Annotated in this window: 13 protein-coding genes and 1 pseudogene; 9 read left to right on the top strand and 5 right to left on the bottom strand. The window is 73.0% G+C overall.

Going from position 1 to position 16992, the window contains the following annotated elements; genetic code table 11:
• Positions 1-86: 86 nt before the first annotated feature.
• Genes bchL through bchF form a run of 5 tightly spaced genes read right to left on the bottom strand, consistent with a single transcriptional unit; the run spans position 87 to position 8216 of the window.
• Positions 87-1010 carry a ferredoxin:protochlorophyllide reductase (ATP-dependent) iron-sulfur ATP-binding protein gene (gene bchL, locus MOJ79_RS17865; RefSeq protein WP_241925369.1) on the bottom strand — a complete coding sequence of 308 codons (924 nt, stop codon included), beginning with the start codon at positions 1008-1010 and terminating at the stop codon, positions 87-89.
• On the bottom strand, positions 1007-4810 hold the full coding sequence (locus MOJ79_RS17860; protein ID WP_259374566.1) for a magnesium chelatase subunit H: 3804 nt from the start codon (positions 4808-4810) through the stop codon (positions 1007-1009). Before MOJ79_RS17860 ends, bchL begins: the two co-directional genes overlap by 4 nt.
• A complete protein-coding gene (gene bchB / locus MOJ79_RS17855) occupies positions 4779-6377 on the bottom strand; it encodes a ferredoxin:protochlorophyllide reductase (ATP-dependent) subunit B (protein WP_241925367.1) in 1599 nt (532 codons plus the stop codon). Before bchB ends, MOJ79_RS17860 begins: the two co-directional genes overlap by 32 nt.
• Before the next feature lie 13 nt (positions 6378-6390).
• The gene (locus MOJ79_RS17850; RefSeq protein ID WP_241925370.1) at positions 6391-7671 is read right to left on the bottom strand and encodes a ferredoxin:protochlorophyllide reductase (ATP-dependent) subunit N; all 1281 of its coding nucleotides are present in this window, start codon (positions 7669-7671) and stop codon (positions 6391-6393) included.
• Positions 7672-7676: 5 nt separating this feature from the next.
• Positions 7677-8216 carry a 2-vinyl bacteriochlorophyllide hydratase gene (gene bchF / locus MOJ79_RS17845; RefSeq protein ID WP_241925366.1) on the bottom strand — a complete coding sequence of 180 codons (540 nt, stop codon included), beginning with the start codon at positions 8214-8216 and terminating at the stop codon, positions 7677-7679.
• Positions 8217-8717: 501 nt separating this feature from the next.
• Between bchF and MOJ79_RS17840 the strand changes: the two genes are divergently transcribed.
• The 9 genes and pseudogenes from MOJ79_RS17840 to MOJ79_RS17800 form a co-directional block, all read left to right on the top strand.
• Positions 8718-9536 carry a cobalamin B12-binding domain-containing protein gene (locus tag MOJ79_RS17840; protein ID WP_241925365.1) on the top strand — a complete coding sequence of 273 codons (819 nt, stop codon included), beginning with the start codon at positions 8718-8720 and terminating at the stop codon, positions 9534-9536.
• Between the two features lie 71 nt (positions 9537-9607).
• Positions 9608-11050, top strand: coding sequence for a transcriptional regulator PpsR (ppsR, locus tag MOJ79_RS17835; RefSeq protein WP_241925364.1), 1443 nt, complete (start codon positions 9608-9610; stop codon positions 11048-11050).
• Positions 11051-11161: 111 nt separating this feature from the next.
• Positions 11162-12043, top strand: a complete 882-nt coding sequence (gene chlG / locus MOJ79_RS17830) for a chlorophyll synthase ChlG (protein ID WP_241925363.1) — start codon at positions 11162-11164, stop codon at positions 12041-12043.
• Between the two features lies 1 nt (position 12044).
• Positions 12045-13394, top strand: coding sequence for a BCD family MFS transporter (locus tag MOJ79_RS17825; RefSeq protein WP_241925362.1), 1350 nt, complete (start codon positions 12045-12047; stop codon positions 13392-13394).
• Between the two features lie 4 nt (positions 13395-13398).
• Complete coding sequence (locus MOJ79_RS17820) at positions 13399-14604, top strand: geranylgeranyl diphosphate reductase (RefSeq protein WP_241925361.1); 1206 nt, start codon at positions 13399-13401, stop codon at positions 14602-14604.
• Positions 14601-14924, top strand: a complete 324-nt coding sequence (locus tag MOJ79_RS17815; RefSeq protein WP_241925360.1) for a tryptophan-rich sensory protein — start codon at positions 14601-14603, stop codon at positions 14922-14924. Before MOJ79_RS17820 ends, MOJ79_RS17815 begins: the two co-directional genes overlap by 4 nt.
• Before the next feature lie 3 nt (positions 14925-14927).
• Complete coding sequence (locus tag MOJ79_RS17810; RefSeq protein WP_241925359.1) at positions 14928-15218, top strand: hypothetical protein; 291 nt, start codon at positions 14928-14930, stop codon at positions 15216-15218.
• A 32-nt stretch (positions 15219-15250) separates the two neighbouring features.
• Positions 15251-16291: a magnesium chelatase ATPase subunit I gene (gene bchI / locus MOJ79_RS17805; protein ID WP_241925358.1), complete on the top strand. Its 1041-nt coding sequence runs from the start codon at positions 15251-15253 to the stop codon at positions 16289-16291.
• A pseudogene (locus tag MOJ79_RS17800) lies at positions 16288-16992 on the top strand (magnesium chelatase subunit D); the annotation flags it as partial. The gene bchI and the pseudogene MOJ79_RS17800, both read left to right, overlap by 4 nt.

Raw genomic sequence — 16992 nt, 5'->3', positions numbered from 1 at the left:
TGTCTTGGTGCGTCGGATCGCTCATGCCCAACAGCAAGCCAGAGACATGCCAGCACGAGGGCAGCGGACGAAAAACTCTCACGCTCTCAGTCGAAGCCCAGGAGGTCGAAGATCTCGCGGTCCTTCAGTGCCGCGGGTGCGATCGGGTCGGTGCCGGCCCACAGGCGGGCGGCGAGACGCAGGTACTCCTGCTGCACCGCCTCGACCTCGGGCGAGGGGTCCATCTCGAACAGCGTGGCCTTCTTCAGCCGCGACTGGCGGATCGCGTCGAGCGCCGGGAAGCGCGCGAGCGTGCTCAGGCCGACGCGGTCGTTGAACTTGTCGATCTGGTCGGTCGCGTCGCTGCGGTTGGCGATCACGCCACCCAGGCGCACGTGGTAGTTCTTCGCCTTCGCGCCGATCGCCTGCACGATGCGGTTCATCGCGAAGATCGAGTCGAAGTCGTTGGCAGTCACGATCAGCGCGCGGTCGGCGTGCTGCAAGGGCGCAGCGAAGCCGCCGCAGACCACGTCGCCGAGGACGTCGAAGATCACGACGTCGGTGTCCTCGAGCAGGTGGTGCTCCTTGAGCAGCTTGACGGTCTGGCCGACGACGTAACCGCCGCAGCCGGTGCCCGCCGGCGGCCCGCCGGCTTCGACGCACATCACGCCGTGGTAGCCCTCCCAGACGAAGTCCTCGGGGCGCAGCTCCTCGGCGTGGAAGTCGACCGACTCGAGCACGTCGATCACGGTGGGCATCAGCTTCTTGGTCAGCGTGAACGTGCTGTCGTGCTTCGGGTCGCAGCCGATCTGCAGCACGCGCTTGCCGAGCTTGCTGAACGCGACGCTCAGGTTGCTCGACGTCGTGCTCTTGCCGATGCCGCCCTTGCCGTAGACGGCGAACACCTTCGCGTTGCCGATCTTCAGGTTGGGATCCATCTGCACCTGCACGCTGCCTTCGCCGTCGGGGCGGCGTCCGGGGCTGGCGGCGGTGCGCTTCAGATCGGCCAGCGCGACGGTGGCGACGTTCATGCGGCGGCTCCCTGGTACACGCCCTCGAGGCGGTCCTCGAGTTCCTCGTTGGCCTCGCGCAGTGCGTCGAGCGTCTTCGCGTCGGGCTGCCAGTACCGGCGCTCGCAGGCCTCGAGCAGGCGGCTCGCGAGCTTGGCCGACGCGGCCGGGTTCAGCCGCGCGAGGCGCTCGCGCATCACCGGGTCGAGCACGAAGGTCTGCGTCAGCTGCTGGTAGACCCACGGCTGGACCTGACCGGTGGTCGCCGACCAGCCCAGCGTGTTCGTCAGGTGCACCTCGATCTGGCGCACGCCCTCGTAGCCGTGTGCGAGCAGGCCCTCGTACCACTTCGGGTTGAGCATGCGCGTGCGCGTCTCGAGCGCGACCTGCTCGGCGAGCGTGCGCACGGTGCCGTCGGCGTCGCGCGTCTGGTCGCCGATGTACACCGGTGCGAGCGCGGCGCCGTTGCCCAGCCGCTCGCGCTTGGCGCGCTGCACCGCGCGGCTGATGCCGCCGAGCGTGTCGAAGTAGGTGTCGATCGTCGTGACGCCGAGCTCGACCGAGTCGAGGTTCTGGTACGCGAGCTGCACGCCGGCGAGCACGCTCTGCAGCAGTGCCGGCTGCTGGCGCGGCTTGCCGCTGCGGCCGTAGGCGAAGCCCTTGCGGCGGCTAAAGGTCTCGGCGAGTTCGTCCTCGTCGTTCCAGCGGCCGTTGTCGACGAGGAAGTTGACGTTCGAGCCGTAGGCGCCCTCGGCGTTGCCGAACACGCGCAGGCTCGCCGTCTCGAGGTCGCAGCCGTGCTCGACCTGGTACGCCAGCGCGTGTTTGCGCACGAAGTTGCGCTCGGGCGGTTCGTCGGCCGCGGCGGCGAGGTACGCCGCTTCGGCGAGCAGGCGGGTCTGCAAGGGCAGCAGGTCGCGGAAGATGCCCGACAGCGTGATCACGACGTCGATGCGCGGGCGGCCGAGCTGCTCGAGCGGGACCAGCTCGGCGCCGGCCAGCCGCCCGTAGCCGTCGAAGCGCGGGCGCGCGCCGAGCAGCGCCAGCGCCTGCGCGATCGGCGCACCTTCGGTCTTCAGGTTGTCGGTGCCCCACAGCACGAGCGCGACCGACTCGGGCAGCGCGTGGCCGTCGGCGGCGTGGCGGTCGAGCAGGCGCTGTGCCTGCCGAGCGCCGTCCTGCACCGCATAGGCGCTGGGGATGCGCAACGGGTCGAAACCGTGCAGGTTGCGCCCGGTGGGCAGGATCTGCGGCGTGCGCAGCAGGTCGCCGCCGGGCGCCGGACGCACGAAGCGGCCGTCGAGCGCGCGCAGGATGCCGTCGATCTCGTGATCCTCGGCGAGCAGCCTGGCGCTGTCGGCAAGCGCGCGCAGCACGTCGAGCGACGCCTCGTCGTCACCGGCGGCGGCGAGCGCCTGCTCGGGCGTGCGGCCGGCGACCAGCGCCTCGACGGCCGCGCGCGGCGGGCGCGCGCCGTGCGAGGCCTCGGCCAGCGCGAGCAGCATGTCGACGCGCTCGGCCTCGCTCGGGACCTTGCCGACGACGTGCAGCCCGTGCGGGATCAGCGTGACCTCGAGCTCGAACACCTGCTGCGCGAGCTGCGCGACGCGCGCCTCGACGTCATCGTCCCACGTCGGCTCGGCCGCAGCCATCTCGAGCTCCGCCGCCTGCGCCTGGATCAGCAGCGCGATCTCGCGCCGCTCGTGGCTGGCGTCGGGCGGCAGCGCGCGCCAGCGTTCGATCGAGGCTTTCAGGTCGACGAGCCCCCGGTAGAGCCCGGCCTGCGCGACCGGCGGCGTCAGGTAGCTGACCAGCGTCGCGGCGGCGCGGCGCTTGGCGATCGTGCCCTCGCTCGGGTTGTTCGACGCATAGAGGTAGACGTTGGGCAAGTCGCCGATCAGCCGCTCGGGCCAGCACGAGCCCGACAGGCCGCACTGCTTGCCGGGCATGAACTCGAGCGCGCCGTGCGTGCCGAAGTGCAGCACGGCGTCGGCCTTGAAGTCCTCGCGCAGCCAGCGGTAGAACGCGCTGAATGCGTGCGTCGGCGCGAAGCCGCGCTCGAACAGCAGCCGCATCGGGTCGCCCTCGTAGCCCATCGCCGGCTGGATGCCGACGAAGACGTTGCCGAAGCGCTCGCCGAGCACCCAGATCGAGTGCCCGTCGCTGAGCTGGCGCCCGGGCGCCGGGCCCCACTGCGCTTCGATCTCCTTCAGCCACTTCTCGCGCCGCACGTGGTCGTCGGCCGCGATGCGCGCGTGCACGTTGGCCGGCGCGCCGAACTGCTCCGCGTTGCCGTGGATGATGCGCTCGCGCAGCGCGTCGACGCTGGGCGGCAGGTCGACGACGTAGCCGCGCTCGCGCATCGCCGCCAGCGTGTTGTAGAGCGACTCGAACACGCCGAGGAACGCCGCGGTGCCGGTGTTGCCGGCGTTGGGCGGGAAGTTGAACAGCACGCAGGCGACCCTGCGCTGCGCGCGCTCGCTGCGGCGCAGGTCGACGAGGCGTGCGATGCGTGCCGCCAGCGCGTCGGCGCGCTCGCTGCACACCTGCATGTCGTGGGTGCCGTCGACCTCGTCGAAGGTGCAGCCCCTGGCGCAGCCGGTGCAGCGCGCGTGGCCGGCGTCGGCGCGGCCGCCGAACACCATCGGGCTCGTCGAGCCGTCGAGCTCGGGGATCGCGACCATCATCGTCGCCTCGACCGGCATCAGGCCGCGCTCCGACGCCCCCCACTGCTGCAGCGTCTGGAACTCGACCGGCGCCACCGAGACGTAGGGCACGTCGAGCCTGGCGAGCGTTTCCTCGGCGGCATGCGCGTCGTTGTACGCCGGGCCGCCGACGAGCGAGAAACCGGTGAGCGACAGCAGCGCGTCGATCACCGGCTGGCCGTCTTGCAGGAAGAAGCGCTCGATCGCCGGGCGCGCGTCGAGTCCGCCGGCGAACGCCGGGACGACGCGCAGCCCGCGCGCCTCGAGCGCGGTGATGACGCCGTCGTAGTGCGCGCTGTTGCCCGCCAGCAGGTACGAGCGCATCACGAGCACGCCCACCGTGCCGCGCTTGCCGCTGGTGGCCACGCGCGGCAGCGCGTCGATGCGCTCGGCCATGCGGCCGTCCAGGCGCGGGTGGTAGACGCCGACCTCGGGGTACTCGACCGGCGGCTCCGGCCTGGCGAGGCCGCGCAAGACCTTGCGCGGGCCGTCGGCGTAGCGCTCGACGAGGAAGTGCACCAGCCGCGTGATGTTGTCGTCGGAGCCGGCGAGCCAGTACTGCAGCGTCAGGAAATAGGCGCGCACGTCCTGCGCGGTGCCCGGCACGAAGCGCAGCAGCTGCGGGATGCGGCGCAGCATCGCCATCTGGCGCGCACCGGTCGTCGCCGCGCCGGCGCCTTCCTTCTCGCCGCCGCTCCTGCCGCGCAGCTTCCTGAGCATCGCCATCAGCGGGCTCGTGGGCGCCGACATGTCGAACTTGCCCATGCGCGTGAGCTTGGTCACTTCGCCGGCGCACATCGCGCACACCATCGCGTCGCACGCGTCGCGTCGCGCCTCGAGCGCCGGCAGCACCGGCAGGAAGTGCTCCTCCATGAACAGCATCGTCGCGATCACGATGTCGCCGTGCGCGATGTCGGCGCGGCAGCGCTCGAGCGCCTGCTCGTCGTCGCCCCATTCGCTGGCCGCGTGCACCGCGAGCGTGAGGCCGGGGAGCATCCGGGCCAGCCGGCGCTGCGCGCGCATCGCGGCGCTGACGATGTGGCTGTCCATCGTCACGAGCACGACGCGGGTCTCGACCGCGGGCTCAGCGCGGGCTGAAGTGCGCTTTGGCGTCATACAACGTGTCGAGGGTGATCGTCGACAGCCCGCGCTCGACGGCGAAGCGCTCGGTGTTGCGCCGGGCCTTGCCGCGCACGAAGAACGGGATCTTCTTCAGCTCGTGCTCGGCCTCGGCGGTCCAGAGGGCTTGCGCGACGGTCTGCGAGGCCTCCAGCGACGCCGCGGCCGGCGCGGCCGCGGGGGGCGTCGGCGAAGGCTCGCTGCGCGCGGCCGGCGCACCGCGCCCGAGGTGCGACGGCGCGGCGTCGGCGTGGAACTCGAAGTCACCGCGGAACATGCCGATCAGGTGCTCCTCGAGCCCCATCATCAGCGGGTGCACCCAGGTGTCGAACAGCACGTTGGCGCCTTCGAACCCCATCTGCGGCGAGTGGCGCGCCGGGAAGTCCTGCACGTGCACCGGCGCCGAGATCACCGCGCACGGGATGCCCAGGCGCTTGGCGATGTGGCGCTCCATCTGCGTGCCGAGCACGAGCTCGGGCTGCAGCGCGGCGACCCGGGCCTCGACCTCGAGGTAGTCGTCGGTGATCAGCGGCTCGACGCCGTACAGCGCCGCGGCGGCGCGGATCTCGCGCGCGAATTCGCGGCTGTAGGTGCCGAGGCCGACGACGGTGAAGCCCATCTCCTGCGTCGCCACGCGCGCGGCGGCCACCGCGTGCGTCGCGTCGCCGAAGACGAAGACGCGCTTGCCGGTCAGGTAGGTCGAGTCGACCGACTTCGAGTACCACGGTGCGCGCGACGCCGTGGCGTCGGCGAGCGCCGCCGAGGCGTCGACCCCGGCGAGTTCGGCGACCTCGCGCACGAAGTCGCGCGTCGCACCGAACCCGATCGGCACCGTCTTCGTCGCCGGCTGGCCGAAGTTGCGCTGCAGCCACTGCGCCGCGGTGTGCGCGACCTCGGGGTAGAGCACGACGTTGAAGTCGGCGTCGCCCAGGCGCGCGAAGTCGGCCGGCGTCGCGCCCATCGGCGCGACGACGTTGACGTCGACGCCCAGGCGCGCGAGCAGCTTCGTGATCTCGGCGACGTCGTCGCGGTGGCGGAAGCCCAGCGCCGTCGGCCCGAGCAGGTTGCAGCGCGGCCGCGTGCCGGGTTCGCGCGCGGCGCGCTTCGCACCCTTGCGTTCGGCCGGGCCGGCGAGTGCACGCACGAGCTGGTAGAACGCCTCGGCGGCACCCCAGTTCTCCTTGCGCTGGTAGCTCGGCAGCTCGAGCGGGACGACGGGCACCGGCAGGTCGAGCGCCTTCGCGAGGCCGCCGGGGTCGTCCTGGATCAGCTCGGCGGTGCACGACGCGCCGACGATCATCGCCTGCGGGCGGAAGCGCTCGTAGGCCGCGCGCGCCGCGGTCTTGAACAGCTCGGCGGTGTCGCCGCCGAGGTCGCGCGCCTGGAACGTGGTGTAGGTCACCGGCGGGCGCTCGGGGCGGCGCTCGATCATCGTGAACAGCAGGTCGGCGTAGGTGTCACCCTGCGGTGCGTGCAGCACGTAGTGCAGGCCCTTCATGCCGGTGGCCACGCGCATCGCGCCGACGTGCGGCGGGCCTTCGTAGGTCCAGACGGCCAGTTGCATCGCCGTCGCGCTCCTAGGCCGCGGCCAGCAGGTCGCGCCGCACGAGCGGGCGCGTGAACAGTTCGGCGAGGTCGCCGGCCTGGTCGTAGCCGTGGATCGGCGTGAACACGAGCTCGATCGCCCACTTCGTCGTCAGGCCCTCGGCCTCGAGCGGGTTCGCGAGGCCGAGCCCGCAGACGACGAGGTCGGGCCGCGCGGCGCGACAGCGGTCGAGCTGGCGCTCGACGTCCTGGCCCTCCGACAGCGCAGTGCCGGCAGGCAGCCATGCGAGTTCGTCGGCGAGGTGCTGGCGGTGCAGATACGGCGTGCCGACCTCGACGAGCTGCATGCCGAGCTCGCGCGCGAGGAAGCGCGCGAGCGGCACCTCGAGCTGCGAGTCGGGGAAGAAGAAGATGCGCTTGCCCTCGAGGCGCGGGCGGTGACAGGCGAGTGCCACTGCGGCGCGCTCGCGCCCGGGGGTCGTCACGTGCTCGAAGCGTTCGGCACCGACGCCGAACAGATGCGCCGCGGCGCGCAGCCACGCCGTCGTGCCCTCGATGCCGAGCGGGAAGGGCGCCGCCAGCCGCTGCGCACCGCGCGCCTCGAGCACGCGCGCGGTGTCGGCGAGGAAGGGCTGCGCGAGCAGGAAGCGCGTGTTCGGGCCGACCGCCGGCAGTTCGCCCGAGCGGCGCGGCGGGAAGAAGCGCACCGGGCCGACGTCGAGCTGCGCGAACAGGCGCGCGAACTGGTCCTCGACGACGTCGGCGAGCGTGCCGACGACGAGCAGCGACGGCGCCGCGCCGGCAGTCTCGGCCGGCAGCTCGGCGGCGAGCGCGGCGAGGCACGCGTCCTCGCCCTGCGTGAACGTCGTCTCGATGCCGCTGCCGGAGTAGTTCAGCACGCGCACCGCCGGCGCGAACCGAGCGTTCAGGCGCTGCGCCGCGCGCGACAGGTCGAGCTTGATGACCTCCGACGGGCACGAGCCGACGAGGAACAGCATCCGGATGTCGGGCCGGCGCTCGAGCAGGCGCGCAACGACGCGGTCGAGCTCGGCGTTGCAGTCGGCCAGCCCCGCGAGGTCGCGCTCGTCGATGATCGCGGTGCCGAAGCGCGGCTCGGCGAAGATCATCACGCCGGCGGCGGACTGCATCAGGTGCGCGCAGGTGCGCGAGCCGACGATGAGGAAGAACGCGTCCTGGATCTTGCGGTGCAGCCAGATGATGCCGGTGAGGCCGCAGAACACCTCGCGCTGGCCGCGCTCGCGCAGCACCGGGGCGTCGACGCAGCCGTCGCCCACGGGTTGCAGCGCGATCATGGCGCTCACGTGCCCGCTCCCGCGGTGCCGAGTCCGCGCTGCTGCGCCTCACGCTCCTGCTGCTCGCGGGCGTGCTCGAGGCGCGCCATGCGCAGCTTCAGCAGGAACTGCGTTGCGTTGGTCACGTAGGCGGCGTAGGCCGCGAGCGCGAGCGCCATCTGCTGCATCGGCGAGAGCCAGCCGGTGGCCAGCGCGACGAGGTAGGCCGTGTGCAGCGCGAGCACCAGCATGCTGAACACGTCTTCCCAGTAGAAGGCCGGCGCGAACAGATAGCGCCCGAACACGACCTTCTCCCAGATGCAGCCGGTGACCATGATCGCGTACAGCAGCATCGTCTTGACGACGATCGACCACGTGGCGGCCGCATAGCCCTCGCCGGTGGCGACGAAGCGCAGCACCAGCGCGAGGCTGACCACGAAGACGGCGAACTGCACCGGCGCCAGGATGCCTTGGACGACGGTCCAGCCACTCTCGTCACGCCGGCGGCGCTCCTCGGCGGTGTACAGGGTCCGCGCAACGGTTGCTCGGGGCCTGGCTCGTGCCATCGACTTCCTCGTCGGGCGAGACGATCACCCGCGGGGTCGAATCTAGACCGGCACCCGCGGGCTGTCAATCAGTCTAGACGTAAAGAAAGCTTGACAGCCCCGGCGCGATTGCGGATGATGGTTCGAACCGGTGGAGCCGGCATGGGGCAGTCAATGCCATGCGGATCCGCGCGGCAGGGGCAGTGGCTCGACTCCCGGCGGGCGGAGGGTCGTGCCGGTTGACTGCGTGCCGGGTCGCCTGTAGAACCGCACGGAGCGTGGACGGTGAGCACGGCGGGTGAGATCACAGACCGAGCTGTCCATCGCAAGCCTCTCGGGAGCGCGTTTCGTTCGCGTGCCAAGGCGTGGCCGGCACGGTTGGCAGGGGCGCTGCTCTCGTACTTCGCACGGAGGGAGCAGATGGAACGTTCGGTCCGAGGCGCACCTCCCGCACAGAGGCAAACCGACACAGACAGGGGCCCGGGCGGTCAGGGTGTCGTGGCCGCCGAGGGATCCGCCGCCGTGCCTGGCCCGCACGCGCCGTCAGACGCGGACCGGCGCCTGGCGCGGCTCGCGCAGGCGATCGAGCACGAGATCATCCCGCGCCTGATGATGGCGCACCGCGGTGCGCCGACGTGCCCGACGGTCTCGCTCGACGGTCCGGCGCTCGGCGCCCACGACGTCGAGGAGTTCGCGCGCCTCGTGCTCGAGTCGGACGAGGATGCCGCGCAGGCCTGCGTCGAGACGCTGCTCGCGCGTGGGGTGGCGGTCGAGGCCGTCTTTCACGACCTGCTGGCACCCACCGCGCGCTACTTGGGCGAGTTGTGGAACCAGGACTTGTGCGACTTCACCGAGGTGACGCTCGGGCTCGGGCGGCTGCAGCGCGTCCTCCGCGAGACGAGTGCGCAGCTCGCGCTGCCCGCCGCAGCCGGCGCGGCACGCGAGCTCGACCGTCGCATCCTGCTGCTGCCCAGCCCGGGCGAGCAGCACACCTTCGGGCTCGTGATGGTCGCCGAGTTCTTCCGCCGTGCCGGCTGGGACGTCACCGGCGGTCCGTGGGAGAACGGCGAAGACGCCGCGGCGCTGGTGGGCAGCGAGTGGTACGACGTCGTCGGCTTCTCGCTCGGACACGACGGCCACGTCGATCGGCTGGCCGAGTGCATCGCGGCGGTGCGACAGGCCAGCCGCAACGGCCACGTCGTGGTCATGGTCGGCGGGCCGCTGCTCGGCCAACGGCCCGAGGTGGTGCAGCGCGTGGGCGCCGACCTGTATGCCGCCGACGGACGTCACGCGCCGGCGATGGCCGAGCGAATCGTCAGCCGCCATGGCATGCAAAATTAGGAACTTGGAGTTGCAAAACCCCCGACCGCCGAGGAAGTGAAGATGTCGCAGCGCGGACGGAAGTCCCCCTCATGAAAGCTTTCGACGCGCCCGCCCATGCCCTCGGTGACCTCGATGCCACCACCGCCGCCGCCGTCATCGCCGCCGCGGCCGACATCGCGCTGATCCTCGACGACGACGGCGTGATCGTCGACTTCGCGTGCTCCGGCGAGGGGCTCGACGTCGACTGCCGTGCCTGGATCGGCAAGCCGTGGGTGCAGACCGTCACGGCCGAGAGCCGGCCGAAAGTCGAGGCGCTGCTGGCCGAGTCGGCGGCGGCACGCACGGCGCCGAAGTGGCGCCACATCAACCATCCGCAGCCCGGCGGCGCTCCCGATCTGCCGCTGATGTACACCGCGGTGTCGCTGCCGCGCGCTGGCGCGCGTGCCGCGGCCGTCGGGCGGCGCATGGCATTCGCACGCGATTTGCGCGCCAACGTCGCGCTGCAGCAGCGCCTGGTCAAGGCGCAGCAGACGATGGAGCGCGACTACTGGCGCCTGCGTCACATGGAGACGCGCTACCGGCTGCTGTTCCAGGTCGCCTCGGAGGCCGTGCTGGTTCTCGACGCGTCGACGCTGCGCCTCGAAGAGGCCAACCCGGCCGCCAGCCGGCTGTTCGGCGATGCGCTGCGCCGCTCGGGCTGGACGCTGCCGGAGAGTTTCGAGCCCGAGACGGCGGCTACGCTGCAGGCGACGCTGGCCGCCGTGCGGGCCACCGGCCGCGGCGACCAGCAGCGCGCGCGCCTGGCCGACGGGCGCGAAGTGCTGGTGTCGCTGTCGCTGTTCCGCCAGGAGAAGACCTCGCACTTCCTCGTGCGCGTGTCGCCGACGGCCAACGCCGGCGCGGCGCCCGAGGACGAGAGTCACCTGATGCTCGCGCGCCTGATGGAAGTCGCGCCCGACGGCTTCGTCGTCACCGACGCCGACGGTCGCGTGCTGAGCGCCAATCGCGCCTTCCTCGACCTGGCGCAGCTCAACAGCGAGGAGCAGGTGCGCGGGCAGCTGCTGGGCACCTGGCTCGGGCGCACCGGCGTCGAGATGAGCGTGCTGATCACGACGCTGCGCAGCAGCGGCGTCGTGCGCCTGTTCGCAACGCAGCTGCGCGGCGCCGTCGGCTCGACCGTCGAGGTCGAGGTCTCGGCGGTCGCGGTCGAAGGGGTCGACCCGCCCTGCCTGGGTTTCGTGATCCGCGACGTCGGGCTGCGCCTGCCGGCCGGTGGTGCCGAAGGGCGCGGCGCGCGCGAGCTGCCACGGTCGGTCGGGCAGATGACCGAGCTCGTCGGTCGCGTGCCGCTCAAGGAGATCGTGCGCGACACGACCGACCTGATCGAGCAGCTGTGCATCGAGGCGGCGCTGCAGCTGACCAACGACAACCGCGCCTCGGCGGCCGAGATGCTCGGGCTGTCGCGCCAGAGCCTGTACGTCAAGATGCGGCGCTACGAACTCGGCGACCTGACCTCCGACAGCGAGGAATAGCCGCGCGGCGGCGGCCCGGCGCGCGCCGTCCGTCTGGCCGCCTTGACGCGGCGTCAGCGGCAGTGTCAACAACGATTGACGCTCTGGGTTGTCAGCGTCAAGATCGGGGCGATGCCGTTTCCCGCCCCGTCGGCCGTTGTCCAGCTCCTCAAGCCCATCACCTGGTTCCCGCCGATGTGGGCTTTCGGCTGCGGCGTGGTGGCCTCGGGTGTGCCTGCGCAGGGGCGATGGGGGCTGATCGTGATCGGCATCGTGCTCGCCGGGCCGCTGGTGTGCGGCACGAGCCAGGCCGTCAACGACTGGTTCGACCGCCACGTCGACGCGATCAACGAGCCGCGGCGCCCGATTCCGTCGGGCCGCATCCCGGGGCGCTGGGGCCTGTACATCGCGCTCCTGTGGACCGGCCTGTCGCTCGCGGTGGCCACGCTGCTGGGGCCGTGGGGCTTCGGGGCGGCCGTGCTCGGGCTGGTCCTGGCGTGGATGTACAGCATGCCGCCGTTTCGGCTGAAGAACAACGGCTGGTGGGGCAACGCCGCGTGCGCGGTGTCGTACGAGGGGCTGGCATGGTTCACCGGCTCGGCCGTGATGGCCGGCGGCGCGATGCCGCACCCGCACTCGATCCTGCTCGCCGCGCTGTACAGCGCCGGCGCGCACGGCATCATGACGCTCAACGACTTCAAGGCCATCGAGGGCGACCGCCAGATGGGCGTGCAGTCGCTGCCGGTGCGCCTGGGCGTGATGGGCGCGGCCAAGGTCGCGTGCTGGTTCATGGCGCTGGCGCAGCTGGCCGTCGTGCTGCTGCTGATCGGCTGGGGGCACACCGGCCACGCGCTCGCGGTCGGCGGCCTGCTGCTGCTGCAGCTGGCGCTGATGGACCGCTTCCTCGACGACCCGCGCCGCCGCGCCGTGGCGTACAGCGGCCTGGGCGTGACGCTGTACGTGATCGGCATGCTCGCGAGCGCGTTCGCGCTGCGCTCGGGCGGCGGGAGCTGACATGACGCCGCTGGGCTGGCTCGGCATCGTGCGCCTGGGGCTGGTGCAGCTGTCGCTGGGCGCCGTCGTCGTGCTGACGACGTCGACGCTCAACCGCGTGATGGTCGTCGAGCTGGCGCTGCCGGCGCTGCTGCCCGGGCTGCTCGTCGTGCTGCACCACCTGCTGCAGATGCTGCGCCCGCGCATGGGCTACGGCTGCGACGTCGGCGGGCGCCGCACGCCGTGGATCGTCGGCGGCATGGCGGTGCTGGCCGCCGGCGGCTTCCTCGCCGCCGTCGCGGTGGCGTGGATGGGCACCGACCGCACGGCCGGCATCGCGCTGGCGGTGCTCGCGTTTGCACTGATCGGCGTCGGCGTCAGCGCCGCGGGCACGTCGCTGCTCGTGCTGCTGGCCAAGCGCGTCGACGCGGCACGGCGCGCGCCGGCGGCCACCGTCGTGTGGGTGATGATGATCGTCGGCTTCGCGCTCACCGCCGGCGTGGCCGGCAAGCTGCTCGACCCGTACTCGCCCGCCCGGCTGCTGGCCGTCAGCGGCGGCGTGTCGCTCGTGGCGATGGCGGTCACGCTGCTCGCGCTCGCCGGCGTCGAGGGACGCGGGGTCGGCCCGGCCGACGTGGCCGTGGCGCCGCGCGAGCGGGTCGACTTCCGCACCGCGCTCGCGCAGGTGTGGGCCGAGCCGGCGGCGCGGCGCTTCACGGTGTTCGTCTTCGTCTCGATGCTCGCGTTCAGCGCGCAGGACCTGATCCTCGAGCCGTTCGCAGGGCTCGTGTTCGGCTTCACGCCCGGCGAGTCGACACAGCTGTCGGGCGTGCAGCACGGCGGTGTGCTGCTCGGCATGGTCGTCGTCGCGCTGGCCGGCGGGCCGCTCGGGCAGCGTCACCTGCCGGCGTGGCTGGCCTCGCTGCGCTTGTGGACGGTCGGCGGCTGCCTCGTGTCGGGTGCGGCGCTGCTTGGGCTCGTCGTCGGCGGCGTCGCGGGCCCGGGCTGGCCGCTGCGCCTGAACGTGTTCGTGCTCGGCGCGGCCAACGGTGCGTTCTCGATCGCCGCGATCGCGTCGATGATGCGCATGGCCGGCGACGGCCGCGCGCAGCGCGAGGGCACGCGCATGGGGCTGTGGGGCGCCGCGCAGGCGATCGCGTTCGGCCTGGGCGGGCTGGCCGGCGCCGGCGCGAGCGACGCGATGCGCTGGCTCGTCGGCTCGCCGGTGTCGGCGTACGGGGCCGTGTTCTTCGCCGAGGCGCTGCTGTTCGGCATCGCCGCGGTGCTCGCGTGGCGCGTCGGCCGGCCCGCCGCCACGGTGACGCAGCCGGCGCCGGCCCGGCTAGCCGCGGCCGGCATCGACAGGAGCTAGCAGCATGGATGCGAACGAAACCTTCGATGCCGTCGTCGTCGGTGGTGGACCGGCCGGCGCCACGGCGGCGCACGAGCTCGCGCAGGCCGGACGGCGCGTGCTGCTGCTCGACCGTGCCGGGCGCATCAAGCCGTGCGGCGGCGCGATCCCGCCGCGGCTGATCCGCGACTTCGCGATTCCCGACGAGCTGCTGGTGGCCAAGGCGCGCTCGGCGCGGATGGTGTCGCCGAGCGACGCGCGCGTCGACATCCCGATCGACAACGGCTTCGTCGGCATGGTCGACCGCGAGGTATTCGACGAGTGGCTGCGCCGGCGCGCCGCCGCGGCGGGCGCCGTGCGCGTGACGGGGACTTTCGAGCGCCTGGATCGCGACGCCGACGGCACCGCCGTCGTGCGCTTTCGCCAGCGCGTCGGCGCGAAGGACGAGACGGTGCCGGCTTTCGTGCGCACGCGCGCCGTGATCGGCGCCGACGGCGCGAAGTCGGCCGTCGCGCGCCAGGCGCTGCCCGACGTCGCCGAGAAGACGACGTACGTCTCGGCGTACCACGAGATCGTGCGCAAGCCCGACGTGCCGCCCGACGGCTACGACGGCTCGCGCTGCGACGTCGTCTACCGCGGCTCGCTGTCGCCGGACTTCTACGGCTGGGTGTTCCCGCACGGCGAGACGCTGTCGATCGGCACCGGCAGCGCCGCGAAGGGCTTCTCGCTGCGCGGCGCGGTGGCCACGCTGCGCGAGGCCTCGGGCCTGGCCGGCGCCGAGACGCTGCGCCGCGAGGGGGCGCCGATTCCGCTGAAGCCGCTGCCGCGCTGGGACAACGGCCGCGACGTCGTGCTCGCCGGCGATGCCGCCGGCGTCGTCGCGCCGGCGTCGGGCGAGGGCATCTACTACGCGATGTACGGCGGCCAGCTCGCCGCGCAGGCCGTCGACGAGATGCTGGCCACCGGCGACGCGCGCGCGCTGGCGCAGGCGCGCAAGCGTTTCATGAAGGCCCACGGGCGCGTGTTCTGGGTGCTGGGCATCATGCAGCACTTCTGGTACTCGTCGGACAAGCGGCGCGAGCGCTTCGTCAGCATCTGCAAGGACAAGGACGTGCAGACGCTGACTTTCGACGCCTACATGAACAAGCAGCTGGTGCGCAAGAAGCCGATGGCGCACGTGCGCATCTTCTTCAAGGACATGGCGCACCTGCTCGGCCTGGCGCGGGTATGACGGCGCGCGGGCGCTGGAAGCCGGTCGCGGTGGCCGCCGCCGCGGCGGTCGCGGTGGCGGTGCTCGGCGCGATCAGCACCGACCTCGGCGACTGGTACTACGCGCTGCACCAGCCGGCGTGGAAGCCGCCCGACTGGGCCTTCGGGCCGGCGTGGACGCTGATCTTCTCGCTGACCGCGGTGGCCGGCGTGTGGGCCTGGCACGACGCGCCCGGCCGTGCGGCGCGCGAGTGGCTGCTGGCGCCGTACCTCGTCTGGGTCGCGTACGCTGGCGCGCTGAACGCGGCGACGGTGTCGCTCAACGCGCCGTTCGGGGGCTGAGCGGTGGGCGACATCGCCGCGTTCGCGCCCCGGCTGATCGACGCCATCGTCGTGCTCGCGGTCGTCGAGGGGCTGGCGCTGGCGCTGTACCACCGCGCCACCGGCCGCGGACTCGCGCCGGTCGACTACCTGTGGCACCTGCTGTCGGGCCTCGCGCTGATGCTCGCGCTGCGCCGCAGCGTCGGCGACGGCTTCGACGCCGTCGCACTCGGCTGGCTCGCCGCCGCCGGCGTGCTGCATGCCGTCGAGCTGCGCCGGCGCTGGCTGCAGCGGCGCGCGGCGGCAGTGCGATGACATACTGACCCGCTCACTCGCCGTCGCAGCCCATGGCCATCCCGTTTCCTTTTTCCGCCATCGTCGGCCAGGACGAGATGAAGCTCGCGATCCTGATCGCCGCCGTCGACCCGAGCGTCGGCGGCGTGCTCGTCTTCGGCGACCGCGGCACCGGCAAGAGCACGGCGGTGCGCGCGCTCGCGGCGCTGCTGCCGCCGATGGTCGCCGTCGCCGGCTGCCGCTGGCACTGCGATCCGGCCGACACGACGCACCGCTGCGACGACTGCCCGAAGCTCAAGGACAAGGGCAAGCCGAAGACGGAGCGCATCCCGGTGCCGGTCGTCGACCTGCCGCTGGGCGCCACCGAGGACCGCGTCGTCGGCGCGCTCGACCTCGAGCGCGCGCTCGCGCACGGCGTCAAGGCGTTCGAGCCGGGGCTGCTCGCGCGCGCGCACCGCGGCTTTCTCTACATCGACGAGGTCAACCTGCTCGAGGACCACCTCGTGGACCTGCTGATCGACGTCGCCGCGTCGGGCGAGAACGTCGTCGAGCGCGAAGGCCTGAGCGTGCGCCACCCGGCGCGCTTCGTGCTGGTCGGCAGCGGCAACCCGGAGGAGGGCGAGCTGCGCCCGCAGCTGCTCGACCGCTTCGGCCTGTCGGTCGAGGTGCGCACGCCGGGCGACCTCGCGACGCGCGTGCAGGTCGTGCGCCGGCGCGACGACTTCGAGCGCGACCCGGCCGCGTTCGCCGCCGCGTGGAAGAAGGAAGAGGACAAGCTGCGCCGGCGCATCGTCGGCGCGCGCGAGCGGCTGGCCCACGTCAAGGTCGGCGACGCCGCGCTCGAGCGCGCCGCGCAGCTGTGCATGGCGCTCGGCACCGACGGGCTGCGCGGCGAACTCACGCTGATCCGCGCCGCGCGCGCGCTCGCCGCGCTCGAAGGTGATGCCGAAGTCGGCGACGCGCACCTCAAGCGCGTCGCACCGCCGGCGCTGCGCCACCGCCTGCGCCGCGACCCGCTCGACGACACCGGCTCGTCGACGCGCGTCGAGCGCGCGGTGGCCGAGCTCTTCGAGCCCGCGCCGGCCGCGACATGAGCGCCGTGCCGGCGTCGGCGGCGGTCGAGGCGCAGCGCGTCGACGCGCTTGCCGCGGCCGCGCTGCTCGCCGTCGATCCGGCCGGCCTCGGCGGCGCCGTGCTGCGCGCGCCGGCCGGTGCGGCGCGCGACGACTGGCTCGCGGCGCTGCGTGCGCTGCTGCCGGCCGACGCCCCGGTGCGGCGCGTGCCGTTGGGCATCGCCGACGACCGGCTGCTCGGTGGCCTCGATCTCGCCGCGACGCTGGCCGCCGGGCGCCCGGTCGCGCAGCGCGGCGTGCTGGCCGACGCCGATGGTGGCATCGCCGTGCTCGCGATGGCCGAGCGGCTCGGCGCCGACACCGCGGCGCGCGTCGCCGCCGTGCTCGACCACGGCGAAGTGACGGTGCAGCGCGAGGGGCTGTCGCTCGCGCGCGCGGCGCGCATCGGCGTCGTCGCGCTCGACGAAGGGCTCACCGACGACGAGCGCACGCCGGCGGCGCTGCGCGAACGGCTGGCGTTCGCGCCGGCGCTGCCGCCGCGCTCGCCGCGCGACGACGCGCTGCCGCTGCCGTGGACCCGTGACGACATCGGCGCGGCGCGCGCGCGGCTGCCGCGCGTGCGCGTCGGCGACGGCGTCGTGCAGGCGCTGTGCGCCGCGGCGCTGGCGCTGGGCGTCGCCTCGGTGCGCGCGCCGCTGCTCGCGGTGCGCGCCGCACGCGCC

This window comes from Calidifontimicrobium sp. SYSU G02091 (assembly GCF_022631395.1).
Classification (GTDB): domain Bacteria; phylum Pseudomonadota; class Gammaproteobacteria; order Burkholderiales; family Burkholderiaceae_C; genus Calidifontimicrobium; species Calidifontimicrobium sediminis.
Note: the sequence above shows the minus strand (reverse complement) of the source record. Positions and strands in the feature narration are given on the sequence as shown.